The organism is Vibrio sp. nBUS_14, from assembly GCF_051201655.1.
GTDB lineage: Bacteria > Pseudomonadota > Gammaproteobacteria > Enterobacterales > Vibrionaceae > Vibrio.
Genome location: NZ_CP179206.1, coordinates 1304900 through 1320870 on the forward strand (window position 1 = coordinate 1304900; position 15971 = coordinate 1320870).

The following is a 15971-nucleotide window of genomic DNA, read 5'->3' on the forward strand; positions in this document are numbered from 1 at the left end:
GTGAGTAATGACGAATCGGATAAGTGAGTCGTTATTACTGCTGTTTCAGCTCTCAGTCTAAATAAGAATCATTATTATTGTATTTTTGATGCGAAAAAACAACATGGGAATGCAAATTATTTTTAAATGTAACAATAACGTCTGTTGTGTAGGAGCGTTCAAGCCCAGCTTTTATGTCTGGTTTTATCGTTTTATCCTAAGTTTCTTGATTCAATTTATATTTTTTTCGTGATGGCGAGAGGCGACGTAAAGTTAACGCGGAGGAGACGAGCAGCATGAAAGTATGCTGCTCCTAGGTTAGTTGTTTTTTCCTGAAATACTGCTGAGTAATTGTTCTCGTTGTTCGTACGATACATTCATGAAATTGTTGTAGGTGCGATTCATTACTCGTATATCGTTTTCGAGCAGTTGGGCAAGCTTTGCTGAGGCACTTTGATTGTCGCCTGCCAGAACCAGATCCATGATGTCCAAGCGGCGCTGGCATGACTTGACCACGGAAGATTGGATATGCATAGAGACCAAATCAGTAGCCTTACGCAGACGATTTTGTTGTTGCATCATCCCTAACAAAAAGCGGTTTCCGGAGCTGGCTGCGAGCAGTTCATGAAAGTCGACACTTAGTGCGAAGAGTTGACTAGCGGAAGTCGATTTTGGATTGTTGATGGCGTAGATATGGCGATCTCGGCATGCTTCTAGTTCGCTACGCTTTAAGTTCCATGTCGGCTCAAGTAGTCCTGCGGGTTCAAAGATCAAGCGGCATCGATAGCTCTCGGTATGCCTTTCAAGTGTGTTTAGAACACCATCAAGTTGCCATTTATAGCCGGGGCTGCGGCGGAAAATACCATCGCTTTCTAGTAGACGAGTGACATTTTGAATTTCGCCACGGTTAGCCTCATACCGTTCTTGTAAGTCTTTTTCCGAGAAGGAACTGCTTAATTCCCCAAAGAACAGATCCATTAAAATATTCAGATACAGTTGTTCTTGACGGGGCTGTTCGTCGCCTGTCGGTACGTCTAGCTTGATATCAGCCGCGTCCATTTGAAGCACCGAACCTTTATAGGGAACAACCTTAGTAATGCCCTGACTCGACAAATGTTTTAAAACGGCGCGTATTGGGCTTCTTGAGACTTCGAATTGTTTTGCCAAAGAAGATTCATTGAGGCTGCTACCGGCTTTAGTGTCTTCGGTTTTTAAGCTAGCAATGACTTTAAATAGCAAGTCTTGTTGGAGCTTTGTAATTGTCGTTATGTCCATAGGGCTTACAAATCAGTTGATTATTGGAATCATGGTAAACATAAAAGTGCTCGAATACCATTTATTGTGTTTATGCAACCAAAAAACAATTACCAGTATTCCGGATTAGCGATGCCGACTGAGAGGATAAAAGAGGGTTGAGGGGATAAACAAGGATTGAACAGACAAAGATAAAGATAGAATTGAAATAAGCCTCCACTTCGGAGTTCAGCGAAGTGAAGGGGCTTGTTGAAAGGTTACTTTCTCATTAGGTAAAGGAAGTAGCCGCCTCCAAGTAGAGAAGCAAGTAGCCCAGCAGGGAACTGCCAAGGGAACCACAACGTACGACCAATCCAGTCCGCTGCGACCATGATGTTCGCGCCCAACAATGCCGCTGTCAGCATTTGCGGAATTGCTCTATATTGGTGAAGCGAGCGGGCCATGTGAGGTGCTAATAGTCCGATGAAGCTCAGAGGACCAATAACGATAGTGCACAGCGTAGTCAGTGCTGCGACCAATAACAGCAAGGCTAAGCGAACTGTAGTTGTGTTCATCCCCAAACTGCTGGTGGTCACTTCACCCAGGTTTATAAGCTCAATCCAGCGATGTAGTGAAAGGGAAATAGCACCAACCATTGTCACACCAACAGCAAGTAAAACGACATCTTGTGTGGCAACCAGATACGTTGAACCCGATAACCAAGTCAGCAGCGCCGTGGCATTTTCGTTACCTGAACTCATCGTAATACGCAGCAAAGCATCAAGCCCAGCACTTAGCGCGATACCGGTTAACAGAGTTTGCGTTGGCGCGAAGTTGTGCTTTCTGCCCATCAACCAAACTACAGCCGTAACAGATGTTGCTCCAAGTGTACCAAGCAGCATTTGTTCTTCGCGTCCAATCGAGTTGCCCCAGAGTGTGCCGAGAACCAGCGCTAGGGCAGCACCTGAACTTATGCCCAACACTTCCGGACTCGCCATCGGGTTATTTGAAATACGTTGAATAATGGTGCCCGCGAAAGCGAGGCCAATACCACCTAATAGTGCAACCAGTACTCGTGGCGTGCGCAATTCAAATAAGGATTCATGAATCTCAATACTCCAGCCGAATTGATTTTTACCGACAGTGAGCGCAATCAAACATGTAACCGCCAATACTAAAGACATAGCAATCAAGGTTTTGGCCGTATTAGCTCGCTTGTACTGTTCAATATGCTCGTTACGGCTCTTAAGATCCGACTGAAGTTTAGTACGTTGCAATAGCCACAATAAAAATGGAGCGCCAAGCAATGCCGTCATTGCGCCCGTTGGCAGTAGCTCACCACCAAAACCTGAGAATGGCTGAATCACTAAATCGACAATCAACAGGATTAAACTACCGATCAAGCCACTGGTTAATATTTGTTTAGCTAATGATCTGACGCCTAGTAGCCTTGCAATCGCTGGGGCAACAATACCCACAAAGCTAATTAAGCCCACCTCACTGACTACCGCAGCAGTGATAAAGATTGCGAGTGATAGACACAACAGTTTGATTTGCTTAATGTTCACGCCTAGCGAAGTGGCAACATTATCACCAAACTGCAATGCAGATAATGGCCTTTGCAGGACGAGCAGTAGTAGAGTTGGAATGGCAATCAGGGGTAATAAAACTTGAACGCTAGACCAATCATTTTGGTTAAGCACACCTGCGCCCCATACGAATACACTGGTGAGCTGTTGCTCATGCAGCATCAGTAGCATGGTGTTGAGTGATCCCAAAAATAGGCTGACAACCATACCTGCGAGCACCATGTGCAGCGGTGAAAATCCTCGTGCAGAACTTAAGGCAAAGACCAAGCCTGTAGCAAGGCAACCTCCGATGAAAGCTGGGATGAAACCGGGAATGGCAAGGTTGGCAGGAATTAATAAGATCCCCAATACGATACCCAGTTCAGCACCCGCAGCAACACCAAGCGTGGTGGGTGAGGCTATCGGGTTACGCAACACAAACTGCATCACACACCCAGCAACCGCAAGCGCGAATCCGCAAATTAGTGCAACGGTGAGCCGAGGTAAATACGTTAGGTGGGTAATTAAGTGTTGATAGTTTGAAGGATCAAAATGGAAAAGCGTATCCCAGATGAGCCCAACCCCTTGTGAATATGGAGCGGTTATTTGCAGAAGTACGCTGATCAGCAAAACAACAGCGATCGATAGCACTGCTGTTTTGATATTGATTCGTTCAGTGACGGTTTTTTCGAGCTTGATGGTAGCCATTATTCTTGGGTTAGTAATTCTGTAATGTGGTCACTAAATCTTTGAGCGGCAATAAGTCCACCAAAGGTCCAAATACTAGGAAGTTCGTAAACTGAATCTGTACGTGTAAATTCCATCACTTGCCAAAGAGGAGATAGAGTCAGTTGTTTTCGCTCTTCTTCTTGAAGAGGGCCAAATAGCATGACATTGGTTTTTTGGTGCTCAGCGAGTCTTTCCGTTCCTACCGTACTGAAGCCCCATAGGTTAGTTTGCTCTTGCCAGTCATTTTTCAGCCCCATCTTATTGATGGTCGCTTGCGCGAGTGAACCTTGGCTGTGGATTCGTAATGTTTTGTCGTTAATGAAGCGAGCGAATATCAGCGGTTTCTCTGAGTTACCCGCCGCACGCACTTTTTCGCCGTTTTCACGGAGTCGCGTGTTTGTTTCTGCAATTACTTGTTGAGCGCGTTGTTCTCGGTCGAACAACTTCCCTAAAGACAGAGTAATTGACGTTGCAGATTCGTATGGCTGCTTCTTTTTACTGTAGATACTGAAAACCAATACCGGAGCGATTTTGTTTAGCTGATGGTAAGCCGCCGACATATGTTCACTGATTAAAATGACATCGGGTTTGAGTTCGGTCAGCAATTCAAGGTTCGGTTCACGTCGAGAGCCTACATCGGTCACGTTTGAATTCAGTTCGGGTTTCACTACCCATTGTTGATAGCCTTTGGCGTCTGCAATACCCTCTAGTTCAACACCTAGGCTTAAAACGGTTTCTGTAAGAGCCCAGTCTAGTGCCACTACTTTTTTCGGCGTCGTATCGAAAGAGACGATGCCCATTTCGTGTGTGATTTCTAAAGCATGGGCACTCTTTATTGCAAGAGCATTAAAAGCGAATAATGTGCACAGTAGTGTTATGAACGTTTTCACAACCGATTCCTTTTGTATTTAAGGGATGTAACTAATAGGTTGCCCTGTTTCAGGGTGTTTAAAGAGCGCCAGTTCCATGCCGTAGATCTGCATCAGCGTCTCAGGCGTCATCAACTCTTTCGGAGGGCCTGAAGCGATGACTTTTCCGGAATGAAGCGCAATCAAATGGTCACTGAATTTGGCAGCCATGTTGACATCATGCAGGACCATAATAACGGTTAACCCTAACGTCTGGTTGAGTTCCCTGATCAAGGCAAGCAATTCATGTTGATGTGCGACATCGAGTGCAGAAGTTGGCTCATCAAGCAAAATGCATTGGCTTTGTTGAGCGAGCAGCATCGCGACCCAAGCTCTTTGTCTTTCACCACCAGACAATGTGGCAACAAATCGATCTGAAAAAGCGTTCAAACCAACTTTCTCAATCGCTTCGTCTACTATGGCGTAGTCGTTACGGCTGTACCGTCCAAATGCGCCTTTCCACGGATAACGACCAAAGCAAACCAGTTCACGAACTGTCACACCATCAGTAATCGGGGGATGTTGAGGAAGGTAAGCAACTTGGTGTGCAAATTCGAGATTGCTATACGATGAAAGCAACTGCTGGTCGAAGAAAACGTCGCCTTTAGAGGGGGTGTTTTGTCTACTCAACAGTTTAATCAGTGTCGATTTCCCACATCCATTATGACCCAACAAAGTGGTGATCTTTTTAGGTTCAAACGTTAAGTTGGTAGGGGAAAGAATCGTCTTACCGTCGATTTCGAACGAGGCATTGGTAAGTTTGTACATAATGCAATATAGAGTTGAGTTATAGGTTACTAGCCGCTAATGTAATATAATGAAACTCAAATGATAATGATTCTCCAAATCAATCAATTTATCATTATTTATGATATTTCCCATTATTCAGCATTCCAACTTTTTCTAGCGCCTTCGATATTATGTCTGTCATCCAAAATAAAAAATTCCACTTAATGACCATTGGTCTTGCTGCCGCCCTAATGGGAATTGGGCAAAACGGCTTACTCGTTTCTCTGCCTTTTCTTGTGGAACAGTCTGCATTCAGCTTGCCTACGTGGTCGATTCTTATCGCAATAGGAAGCATATTATTTTTGCCGTCTGCGCCTTTTTGGGGAAGACAGAGCGATAAACATGGTCCGAAAAAAGTCGTCATTCAGGCATTGGTAGGCATGGCTGTCAGCTTTGCTTTTTTGTGTTTTTTTGCGATGAACAGTGATCAAGAAAAGGCACTAGTGTTTTGTTTGATTGGACTGATGGTGGCGCGAATTATTTATGGTTGTACGGTGTCTGGAATGGTGCCCGCGAGTCAACATTGGGCGATATTGCTGTGTGGTGAGAAAAACCGCTTACAGGCTATTACTTCGGTGAGTATTGGCTTAAGTGCTGGTCGATTGATTGGCCCGATCATATCCATTCTTGCATTAAAATTTTCACCTTATGCGCCTCTGATTATCATGGTTTTTTTACCATGTTTGGCGTTAATCGCAGCGGTGTTATTGCCAGCACCAGACATGAATACAGAACAAGCGAGTAGCAAGGCTCCATCACCTTGGCTGCCGAGTAGGGCACTATTGCCTTTCTTATCAAGTGGATTATTGCTGTGTGTGGCAGTCGCTTTGTTGCAATACAGTTTCTCTCCATTGATTTATTCGATCACCCATTGGACAACCGATCAATTAAGTGACGCGATTGGCATTCTGTTAACCATCGGTGCGGCGTGTACTTTTGTAACTCAACTGTTGGTTATCAAAAAGGAAAAGCTGACGCCGCTTTTTATGTACCGTTGTGGCGCTTCTGCTTCGGTTGTCGGCTTTGTGATGTTCTTGATTCCTAGTATGTTGGCGTTTGGTGCGGCGATGGTAGTGACGGCGATTGGCGCAGCGCTGCTTGTTCCTGCTTACACGTTGTTTGCGACTGAAAAGCAAAGTGGTGCACCAGGCGCAGCCGCAGGGTATATCGCCATGTCTCATACTCTAGGCTACGGGGTTGCTTCAATGCTCGCGTTTACTTCGACCTTGAACCCTCAGTATCCCATCTATTTATGTGTATTGTGTTCAGCACTGATCTTTGTAACGAGCTACGTTGTAAAAAGAGAGGGAAATATCAAAGTCGCTGAGCAAGCTTAACCTTGTCTTTCCCTGATACTTTTTAGCGAGCCCATTGGAAGTGAGCTAACGGATAGCAAATTAACTAGTAGCAAACGGCTTTGTGTCGAACATTGGTTTGCTAATCCATGTCTTCGAAATAGTTACGACTCTTGTCTTAGGCTGTTACGCAGATCTTTTTCGTATTCTTCATGAGAGTTATAGCCATAAAGTATCCAAGTGCTCTCACCTTTAATGTTGTGGTTGTAGGTGATCTCGCCTATCCACTGTTGACGAGTGGCAAGAATCATATCGCGTATTTTTAATAATAAAGTGTCCATAGTTGCTCTCCTAGTTAAGTTCACTTGCAGTATATTTAGCGGTGATAACCGGATGAGTATCGTTAGCGCAATGTTCAATACTTTTCAGTCAATGTGCTCATTTGAATGGTTTGATGTGTATACTTTCAATATTAAAAAGTCACTGAGCATCGCAATGAAAGGTTACTTGGAAAAAGTGCCACAACGAATTGGCACATCATGGCGCTATAAGAAAATTGTCTAGCACAGTAAAAGCTATGGTTGGCACCGACATGAAGAGTACGAGATAGCGATACATCGTCACTTTGCTGGTCATAGTTTTATCGGGCATCACCAAAGCGATGTGTTTCACAATCACATGATTTTGGTGGGGCCAGATTTACCTCATGCTATTTATTCAGAAGAGAGCGCAGACGACTCGCGAATATGTGAAACGCATGTGATTTGGTTTCGTAAAGATTGGATAGAGCAATTAATCGCGTGCTGCCGCGAGCTCGAACCGCTGCGCGCATTGTTGGAAGATTCAAAGAAAGGTCTGCAGCTTTCGCCCTCTATTGCAGAGAAAGCGACGGAATTGTTGAACAAGGTGATGGACCTGCCACCACATCAACAACTGCTAATCTTGTTTTCTTTGTTTGCGCTATTGCTTGATGACCAAGACGTTGTTCAGTTGATTAATCCTGTCTTTAATACGGGGGACGAAGAGGAGGTCAGCGATAAGCTGGATAAGATTGAAGCCTTCTTGGTGAATAACTTTATCCGTGATATCTCGGTTAACGACTTAGCCGGCCACCTATATCTCAGTGAAAGTAGTGTCAGACGGCTATTTCAAAAGCACTACAATGAGAGTTTTAGCCAGCGATTAAAGAAAATTAGGCTCAATGTGGCGTGTGATTTATTGCTTAACACCTCATTGCCAGTGAATTTGATTTTGGAGAAAGTGGGATACGACAACCAAGCCCACTTCAATCGTCAGTTTAAATCGTATAAGCAAGCGACACCGACTCAGTACCGGTCAGCAATGAAGCATCACTGATTCATTTATTGACGAAACAATTCACAGAAGCGTCTGAATAATTTACTGTTATATGAACCATATAAACGGATTTAACGTATTACTAAATATGTAAGTTAAGGCTCTCACATGGCTATAAAAACAAGTCGAGGTTAGGATGAAGAAAATATTTTTGCTGCTGAGTGTCATCTTATTGGGTGGGTGTGTCGGCATGCCTGAAACAGTCAAACCCGTTCAACAGTTTGAATTGGATAGATACTTGGGAAAATGGTACGAAGTGGCTCGCTTGGACCACTCGTTTGAGCGTGGCCTCAATAGTATCAGTGCCGAATATAGCCTGCGTGATGATGGCGGCGTGAAAGTGATTAACCGCGGTTATTCGGACGAAGATGGCGAATGGAACGAAGCTGAAGGCAAAGCGTATTTTGTCGAAGGCAGCGATCAGGGATATTTGAAGGTGTCATTCTTTGGCCCATTCTATGGCGCTTATGTGGTGTTCGAGTTGGACAAAGAGAACTACCAATACGCGTTTGTTTCTGGCCCAGACACCGGTTACTTATGGTTACTTTCTCGAACCCCAGAAGTTTCCTCTGAGGTAATGGAAAAGTTCACAAAGATGTCTAAAGAGCGCGGCTTCAATACTGATGAATTGATTTATGTGGAGCACTCAAAATAACCTGAGTGCTTGGCTAACGACAGTCGACTGAGAAAAGGCACAGATGATCAATTCAGCTGTGCCTTTTTGTTTTTATTTGTGTAGTACTCGTTAGCTTTGCTTGCGAACCTGCAAAACGCTCAGTACTGATGGCGAAAGGAAGGAAGCGGGGTCGCTCCAACCGAAGCCAACAAAGATATCGGTGAAAGCCGTATACAGTGTGATGACCGCACCCAGCATATTGGCGATAACCAAACCTTGGATGAGCTTTTGGGCGCTGATTCCCGCTTCAATATCTCGAAGTAACCATGTTATCGCTGCAATACCACCAAGGAAGATCCTGGTGTGTTGAGACAGAAAGTAAGTGTACTTGTCATTAATTTCCACACCATACATAGGCCGCATCACCGTTGGTAGGAAAAACAATGCGAAGGCAAACCCTGCGTAAATGATGCCGTGTAAGCTTAAAAACGTTTTATTGTTCGTTTTTTATCTCTCTATCTCGTGCCTTTCGTTAATTCTTTATTCATTCCATTAGCCTTTGATTGGGCCCTTATTAACTGTCAGGATTTTAGACCAATGAGATTAAAGACCACCCTAGACCAATGGCAAACATTGTATGAGATAGACGTGCTGGCAGCATTCAGGCGGCGGCACTGCAATTGAATAAGAGCCATACCACGTTGATTTATGCGCTGAGAAAGTTGGAAGATCAACTAGGTGTGTCTTTGGTGCAGGTTGAGGTAGAAGGGCGGTGTTGTTGGCTTCTACCTTGCCTTCTACTTCCTGAGCGAGTTCAAACGTAAGTTCTAATTCAAACTAACGAGGCTGGTTGCCGTTTAAGAATAGCGCGACACATTCTCGAGTGTAGTGGAGTCTTTCATTATCAGACTCGCCGCTATCGTGTCCGAAGAATCCCCAATACGCCGATTTTCCGTGAAACATCAGTAACAGTTGGCACGCAGCAATGATTGGTGAACTTGATGTTGAAAGCGTTAAGTCACCCGAATCTATTTTCGACTGTAAATAATCAGCGAGTAACTTAGTGGTCTTCTGTGGCCCTGTTTCTAAATAAATAGAAGCGATTTCTGGATGCGTGTTGGATTGACTAACCGCGTTCTGAAAGGTCTGTCTAGATTGCTCATCAAGTAACAAATCTTGAAACTTCACACCAAATTTCACCAATTCTTCTTCCAAAGTGGCATTCATATCAAAGGCTGAAGGGCTGAGTTCGCGCTCCGCACACTTGGTTTGCATACAAGTTTCGAAAAGTTCGTCTTTGTTTTTAAAGTGAGAGTAGACAGTTTGCTTTGAAACGTTCGCTGCTTTGGCTATCTGATCCATATTGATCTTGAAGCCATGCTCAGAGAAAAGCTGGCTTGCTGCGGTTAGGATCTGCGATCTCTTCTGTTCACTTTTGATGATTTTCGTCACGTGCTTATCTCTCGCTACCTATTGCTGACTTGTTGTGCGCTAGCATTATGCTTTTTGTGATGGTTTTATCAATCACTAACGATGAAATTTATTTTTAACATAATCAAACTGGACAGTCTAGTTTGGTTTGGTTAGTCTAAAAAAAGAACATAATTGAGTACCGCATAGGAACAGTAAGTATGTATAAATTGATGAAGGGAAGCGCTGTGGCAGTGGCGTTGTCGACTCTTCTTATCGGGTGTGGTGAAAATACACAAACCGAGACAACATCCGATGCCGCGAGTAACACCGGATCGAATGGTGCTGCATCGACAGTCTTGACGGTAGAAACGGTCGCCCTAGAACGCTCTCCATCATATAAAGTACAACGTGAATATGTCGGTTTGGTAAAGGCGGGACAGCAAGCGAATTTAGGTTTTGAACTGGCGGGCAAAGTAAATGAGATTCTGGTAGATGTAGGTGACACAGTCACAACGGGTCAACCGTTGATTCGATTGGATACTCAGCTATTGGAAACCGAGTCTAGCCAACTGAAAGCGAAGGCTGAAGAAGTGAAAGCTCAACTGAGCCTTGTTGCCGCAAACCTAAAACGCCAACGTTCCTTGAAAGCGAAAGGCTTCAGTGCAGAAGCGGAGATTGACTCTCTTACTAGTGAGCAACGTGTATTGCAGGCGAACTTGCTGCGCATTGATGCCTCGGTAAAAGGTAATCAATTGAAGCTGGTGAAATCGACAGTGCTTGCTCCTTACTCTGGTACCATCGCCACCCGTTTTGTCTCACTCGGAGATGTGGTGAATGTGGGTAACCCAACCCTGACACTGCTCGCCTCTGAAGGGAAAGAGGCCTTCATCGGTATTCCTGCTCACCAAATGCAGAAAGTCACCTCACTCTCTGCGCCCACTATTCGAGTTGGGCGTACAGATTATGCAGTCGATCTATTGAATCCGGGCGCAATGGTCGACACACAGTCTCGCAGTGTCGGTTTGCGCTACTTGTTCCCTGAGCAATCTTCGGTATTGGAAGGGCAACTTACCTACCTTAAATTTGATGAGCAGATTGATGACCCTGGCTACTGGGTGCCATTAACAGGCTTGATTGATGGATTACGTGGTGTATGGAACATCTTCGTGGTAGGTGAAAACAATAAAGTAGAGCGCCGAAGTGTTCAGGTTCTGTTTGCTAATAACCAACAAGCCTATGTCAATGGTGCCATTACCGAAGGTGAGCCGGTGATCGCGAGTGGTCTACATCGATTGGTTCCAGGTCAAACCGTGAAGCCAGCCAGCGTTACTGCTGAATAGGAAATAGTATGAAAATCATAGAGACTATTTCCAATACTCGACTACTTATCTTAATGACCGCACTGCTCATGGTGAGTGGTATTTCTGCGTTCATGACGCTGCCTCGCGCAGAAGATCCAGTGATCATCAACCGTTACGCCAACATTACCACCAGTTTTCCCGGTGCCAGTGCCGAACGTGTTGAAACCTTGGTTACTGAGGTGATTGAGAATAAGTTGCGTGAGCTGAGTGAAGTTAAACTCGTGAGCTCAACCTCAAGGCCGGGCGTGTCTATTGTCACCTTAGAATTGAATGACACCATCACCGAGCCAGAGCCAGTTTGGTCGCAAGCGCGTGACAAGCTGTCTGACATCGAATCCATTTTACCTGCGGGTTCTCATTCTCCCGATCTCGACAGTGACCATACCTACGCTTTTACCACGATTACTGCGCTGACTTGGTCTGGTGCCGGCGAACCTGACCGGTTAACGCTCGGGCGCTATGCCAAAGAACTGGCTAAGCGATTACGAACCTTGTCGGGCACTGAATTCGTTGATGAATATGGGATGTCGCAAGAAGAGATTCAAATCAGCTTGCGTACTGCTGATGCCGCAGCGCTTGGCCGTTCCAGTGTCAATATTGCAAAATCTTTGGAAGGAGCTGATGCTAAGAACTCGGCAGGTGAATTGGTTAGTGCTTATTCTCGTTTCGGTTTAGAAATCCAATCTGAACTTGATTCCATTGAACGTATTAAACAAGTACCAATAGCGACTAACAGCAATGGTCACATCATCCGCATGGAAGACATTGCTTCTGTGAAACGTGGTGAGAAAACCCCACAAGACCAGATTGCCATTATTGATGGTGAACCGGGTGTGATTGTCGCGGCAAGAATGCACCCTGATCTTCGTGTTGATAACTGGACATCGCGTGCTAATGCTCTGATTGCAAAATTCCAACAAGAGCTGCCTAGCAATATCGATGTCACTGTGTTGTTCAACCAACAAGGGTATACCGAGACCCGCTTAGACGATTTAGGTCAGAGCTTGATGATCGGTTTTGGGCTTATCTTGATCGTATTGTTCGTGACCTTGGGTGTCCGCGCTGCAATATTGGTGGCGATATCTCTGCCGTTAACTTCATTACTGACGCTGTCGATCATGAAAATGACTGGTGTTCCAATCAACCAAATGTCGGTGACGGGCTTAATAGTCGCGCTCGGGATCATGGTGGATAACGCGGTAGTAATGGTTGATACCATTCAGGCATATCGCTTGAAAGGGCAACACAGAGCGGAAGCGACCATGAATGCGTTGAAGCACTTGTGGGTGCCTTTGCTGGGTTCAACATTAACCACGGTATTGGCGTTTGCGCCGATCATTCTTATGCCGGGTGCATCGGGTGAGTTTGTCGGTGGTATTGCGATTACTGTGTCTTTCTCGTTGATCGGCTCTTACATTATCTCGCATACCTTAATTGCAGGCTTAGCGACCAAGTTATTACCAAAACAACTCAGCGATGTCGACAAGAAAGGGCAGCACCATTGGTACATGACGGGCTTAAGAATTCCTACTTTAACACGTTGGTTCTCATCTTCTGTTCGCTTTGGTATCACGCATCCAATCATTACTATTACTTTGGTGTTGTTGGTTCCGTTTACTGGCTATTGGAGTATGTCTCAGCTGACAGAGCAATTCTTCCCGCCATCAGACCGAGATATGTTTGAGGTTCAGGTGTACATGCCGCCGCAAGCAAGCATCTACGCCACCAAAAACACCTCTGAAAAAATCGACGACATCATTCATCGCTATCCAGAAGTGGAACGTATTGATTGGCTAGTGGGAGCGAACTTCCCATCCTTCTATTACAACCTACAAGCAAGGCAAAACAACGCGCCGTACTTCTCACAAGCGATGGTGAAAACAGAGAGCTTTGACCAAGCCAATGTGCTAATTCCTGAGCTGCAAAAGGTGCTGGATAATGAGGTGCCGGAAGCACAAATCTTGGTACGCAAGCTTAACCAAGGTCCTCCATTTACTGCGCCAGTTGAGCTGCGTGTTTATGGTGAAAACCTCGATACGTTAAAAGCGATTGGTGAAGATGTTCGCCTGATTCTGGCGGGTGTTCCTCATGTGACTCACACGCGTGAAACATTGCAGCCGGGTACGCCTAAGGTGTGGTTGAAGGTTGATGAAGACACCGCAATACTCAATGGTATCTCACTCAATCAGTTTGCGGGCATGTTGCAAACCACGCTGACTGGTCGTGAAAGTGGCTCGGTGATAGAAGGCAGTGAATCGGTGCCAATCCGTGTTCGAGTGGCGGATGATGCGCGTGAAAACTTAGCGCATTTAAGCAATATCCGTTTGCCGATCAGTTCTGATGTCTATTCCACGGGGGTTAATGTTTCGACTCTGGCTGAGCTTGAACTGACTACAAGTCGCGGCGCGATTACTCGTCGTAACGGGCAGCGTGTCAATACCATTGAGGGTTACATTGAAGCAGGAGTCTTGCCTCAAACCGTCCTTAATGAGTTCCAAAAACGCCTAGCAAGCTATGAGATGCCATCGGGTTACACGATTGGTTTTGGTGGCGAATCTGCTGAACGAGATAATTCAGTCAACGGTCTGATATCGAATGTCGCAGTCGTGGTGGTATTGATGGTGTTGGTGGTGGTGATGTCCTTTAACTCATTCCGAATGAGTAGCATCATCTTCATGGTGGCAGGATTGGCTGGTGGGTTAGGATTGCTATCGGTATGGATCTTCGGTTATCCATTTGGCTTTACGGTGATCATCGCCATGCTTGGGATTGCGGGCTTAGCGATTAACGCCGCCATTGTGATTCTGACGGAATTGAAACTCGATGAACAAGCTTCATCAGGCAATGTGGATGCGGTGGTAGTAGCTGTGATGTCGTGTACTCGTCATATCAGCTCGACAACGATAACGACTGTTGGCGGCTTTATGCCACTGATCATTGCTGGTGGTGGCTTCTGGCCTCCCTTCGCGGTTGCGATTGTCGGCGGTACAGTATTAACTACGCTTATTTCTTTCTACTTTGTGCCTGTGGTTTATCACTTGATGACTAAAAATCAGCGCAAGAAAGTCGTGACTCCAACAGCCTAATCTCTCTTAATGATTATTACTCCTCTCCCTTGAGGGGAGTAATACCCGCTTAAAACCTATCTTAATACCCCCAAAATCGGCTTTTTAGCTTCATCTTTGGCCGCTTTTTGCTGCACATAGCTGACATTATTATCATGAAAATCAACGTGTCATTCGAATATCTAATGGGTTGCCGTCTCTAGTGATGTCTTTTGTAAATACCTTTAAGATCATGTGTGAATCCATAAACTTGATGGCTGTCACATTTTATTTAATTCGCTCTTTCTAATGTAATCCAACATTGTTGTTTCTACTGCTTGTTTACTTTTCTCTCTCCCGTTTCCCTTTAATCCTTTTGCCTACATGGCTCAACTCGTGTGGCACGCTTATGTTGTGCGTCTGAATTGCATCAATTTATCACATTTAACTTTCATAACTGGAAGGTTAGTTTCCAAGTTTGTTTGGTGAGCTTTCAATTTCAACTCCTCATAATGCGCTAAATGTAACAATACATTTCAAAGTGTAACAATTAAGTCATATTTTTTGTGTGGTTTTAACCGTGCGGCAATGTTTCGACTGCGCAGCACTGCCGCTTTAACTTGGCAGACGAACTGTTCAACTGTCGACTATTCAAAATCGTGGCTAATTCCGTTTCGTTTTGAGATGCGTCGTTTCACATGCTCAACACATAAATATTCTAATGACCATGACAACCAGCACTCGGGCGTTCGTTCTGAGGCTGGATAACCATCGAGAAAGTTAATGGAAGTTTCAAGATATAAACGCATTTTATCGAGAGCAAATCTGTCGAGGATTGGTTTGGTGGGAACCGTCCTGATGCTCGAAGGATGTAACTCCGCATTGCTCGACCCAAAAGGTAGCGTTGGCATTCAGGAAAAGGAGCTGATTATTACAGCTCTGTTGCTGATGCTGATTGTCGTCATCCCCGTGATTCTGATGACCATCTACTTTGCTTATAGATACCGTGAAAGTAATACCACAGAAGAGTATGCACCTGACTGGGCGCACTCAACCAAGATCGAAGTGGTGGTATGGACGATTCCAATCATCATCATCGCGATCCTTGCCACCATCACTTGGCGTTCAACACACGAACTGGAGCCCTCCAAACCTCTGGAAAGTGATGTGCAACCTATGGTGATCGAAGTGGTCTCTCTGGACTGGAAATGGCTGTTCATCTATCCAGAGCAAAACATTGCGACGGTTAACTATGTGGCGTTCCCGAAAGACGTACCGGTGACGTTTAAGCTGACTTCAGACAACATCATGAATGCGTTCTTTATCCCGCGCCTTGGTTCGCAGATCTACGCAATGCCGGGAATGGTGACCAAGCTGAACTTGATTGCTAACCATGAAGGTGACTTCAAAGGTTTTGCATCGAACTACAGTGGTAAAGGGTTCTCGCAAATGAAATTCACCGCATCAGCCATGCCTGATCAAGTGGCGTTTCTAAACTGGGTGGAAAAAGTGAAAGCTAGCCCAGACCGTATTGAAGATTGGGAGCAGTTCCGTTCATTGGCTGCACCGAGTGTGGCTGAACCTGTGACTCTGTTCTCCAGTATCCCACCATTTTTATTCACCGATGTCGTGACCCAGCACCCTGGTTCAATGAACTGTTTGCCGGAAACCCAAGGATAA

Annotated in this window: 12 protein-coding genes and 2 pseudogenes; 7 read left to right on the forward strand and 7 right to left on the reverse strand. The window is 45.2% G+C overall.

From position 1 onward, the window contains the following. Positions 1-297: 297 nt before the first annotated feature. From ACMAZD_RS06110 to ACMAZD_RS06125, 4 genes are all read right to left on the reverse strand, one after another. Complete coding sequence (locus ACMAZD_RS06110) at positions 298-1254, reverse strand: GntR family transcriptional regulator (RefSeq protein WP_435248926.1); 957 nt, start codon at positions 1252-1254, stop codon at positions 298-300. A gap of 236 nt (positions 1255-1490) precedes the next feature. Next, positions 1491-3488 (reverse strand): Fe(3+)-hydroxamate ABC transporter permease FhuB, encoded by a 1998-nt coding sequence (gene fhuB / locus ACMAZD_RS06115; protein ID WP_435248927.1) that lies wholly within the window; start codon positions 3486-3488, stop codon positions 1491-1493. Then, on the reverse strand, positions 3488-4399 hold the full coding sequence (locus tag ACMAZD_RS06120; protein WP_192852678.1) for an ABC transporter substrate-binding protein: 912 nt from the start codon (positions 4397-4399) through the stop codon (positions 3488-3490). Before ACMAZD_RS06120 ends, fhuB begins: the two co-directional genes overlap by 1 nt. Before the next feature lie 18 nt (positions 4400-4417). Then, a complete protein-coding gene (locus ACMAZD_RS06125) occupies positions 4418-5185 on the reverse strand; it encodes an ABC transporter ATP-binding protein (RefSeq protein ID WP_435248928.1) in 768 nt (255 codons plus the stop codon). A 152-nt stretch (positions 5186-5337) separates the two neighbouring features. Between ACMAZD_RS06125 and ACMAZD_RS06130 the strand changes: the two genes are divergently transcribed. Continuing rightward, positions 5338-6543: an MFS transporter gene (locus ACMAZD_RS06130; protein WP_435248929.1), complete on the forward strand. Its 1206-nt coding sequence runs from the start codon at positions 5338-5340 to the stop codon at positions 6541-6543. 122 nt (positions 6544-6665) lie between these two features. On the opposite strand, the gene ACMAZD_RS06135 is transcribed toward ACMAZD_RS06130, so the two are convergent. Next, positions 6666-6842 carry a hypothetical protein gene (locus ACMAZD_RS06135; RefSeq protein WP_435248930.1) on the reverse strand — a complete coding sequence of 59 codons (177 nt, stop codon included), beginning with the start codon at positions 6840-6842 and terminating at the stop codon, positions 6666-6668. Between the two features lie 52 nt (positions 6843-6894). Between ACMAZD_RS06135 and ACMAZD_RS06140 the strand changes: the two are divergent. Together ACMAZD_RS06140 and ACMAZD_RS06145 are read left to right on the forward strand one after the other, a co-directional pair. Then, positions 6895-7857, forward strand: a pseudogene (locus ACMAZD_RS06140) (AraC family transcriptional regulator). A 136-nt stretch (positions 7858-7993) separates the two neighbouring features. Then, positions 7994-8512 (forward strand): lipocalin family protein, encoded by a 519-nt coding sequence (locus tag ACMAZD_RS06145; protein ID WP_435248931.1) that lies wholly within the window; start codon positions 7994-7996, stop codon positions 8510-8512. A gap of 90 nt (positions 8513-8602) precedes the next feature. Here ACMAZD_RS06145 and ACMAZD_RS06150 read toward each other — a convergent pair whose 3' ends face one another. After that, positions 8603-8944, reverse strand: a complete 342-nt coding sequence (locus tag ACMAZD_RS06150; RefSeq protein WP_435249335.1) for a hypothetical protein — start codon at positions 8942-8944, stop codon at positions 8603-8605. Between the two features lie 126 nt (positions 8945-9070). Here ACMAZD_RS06150 and ACMAZD_RS06155 point away from each other — a divergent pair. Then, positions 9071-9234 (forward strand): annotated as a pseudogene (locus ACMAZD_RS06155) (helix-turn-helix domain-containing protein); the annotation flags it as partial. A 76-nt stretch (positions 9235-9310) separates the two neighbouring features. Here ACMAZD_RS06155 and ACMAZD_RS06160 read toward each other — a convergent pair. Next, positions 9311-9925, reverse strand: coding sequence for a TetR/AcrR family transcriptional regulator (locus ACMAZD_RS06160; protein ID WP_435248932.1), 615 nt, complete (start codon positions 9923-9925; stop codon positions 9311-9313). Positions 9926-10104: 179 nt separating this feature from the next. Here ACMAZD_RS06160 and ACMAZD_RS06165 point away from each other — a divergent pair, with 179 nt between their 5' ends. From ACMAZD_RS06165 to cyoA, 3 genes are all read left to right on the forward strand, one after another. Then, complete coding sequence (locus ACMAZD_RS06165; RefSeq protein WP_435248933.1) at positions 10105-11226, forward strand: efflux RND transporter periplasmic adaptor subunit; 1122 nt, start codon at positions 10105-10107, stop codon at positions 11224-11226. 8 nt (positions 11227-11234) lie between these two features. Further along, a complete protein-coding gene (locus ACMAZD_RS06170) occupies positions 11235-14333 on the forward strand; it encodes an efflux RND transporter permease subunit (protein ID WP_435248934.1) in 3099 nt (1032 codons plus the stop codon). Positions 14334-15074: 741 nt separating this feature from the next. Beyond that, positions 15075-15971 carry a ubiquinol oxidase subunit II gene (cyoA, locus tag ACMAZD_RS06175; RefSeq protein ID WP_435248935.1) on the forward strand — a complete coding sequence of 299 codons (897 nt, stop codon included), beginning with the start codon at positions 15075-15077 and terminating at the stop codon, positions 15969-15971.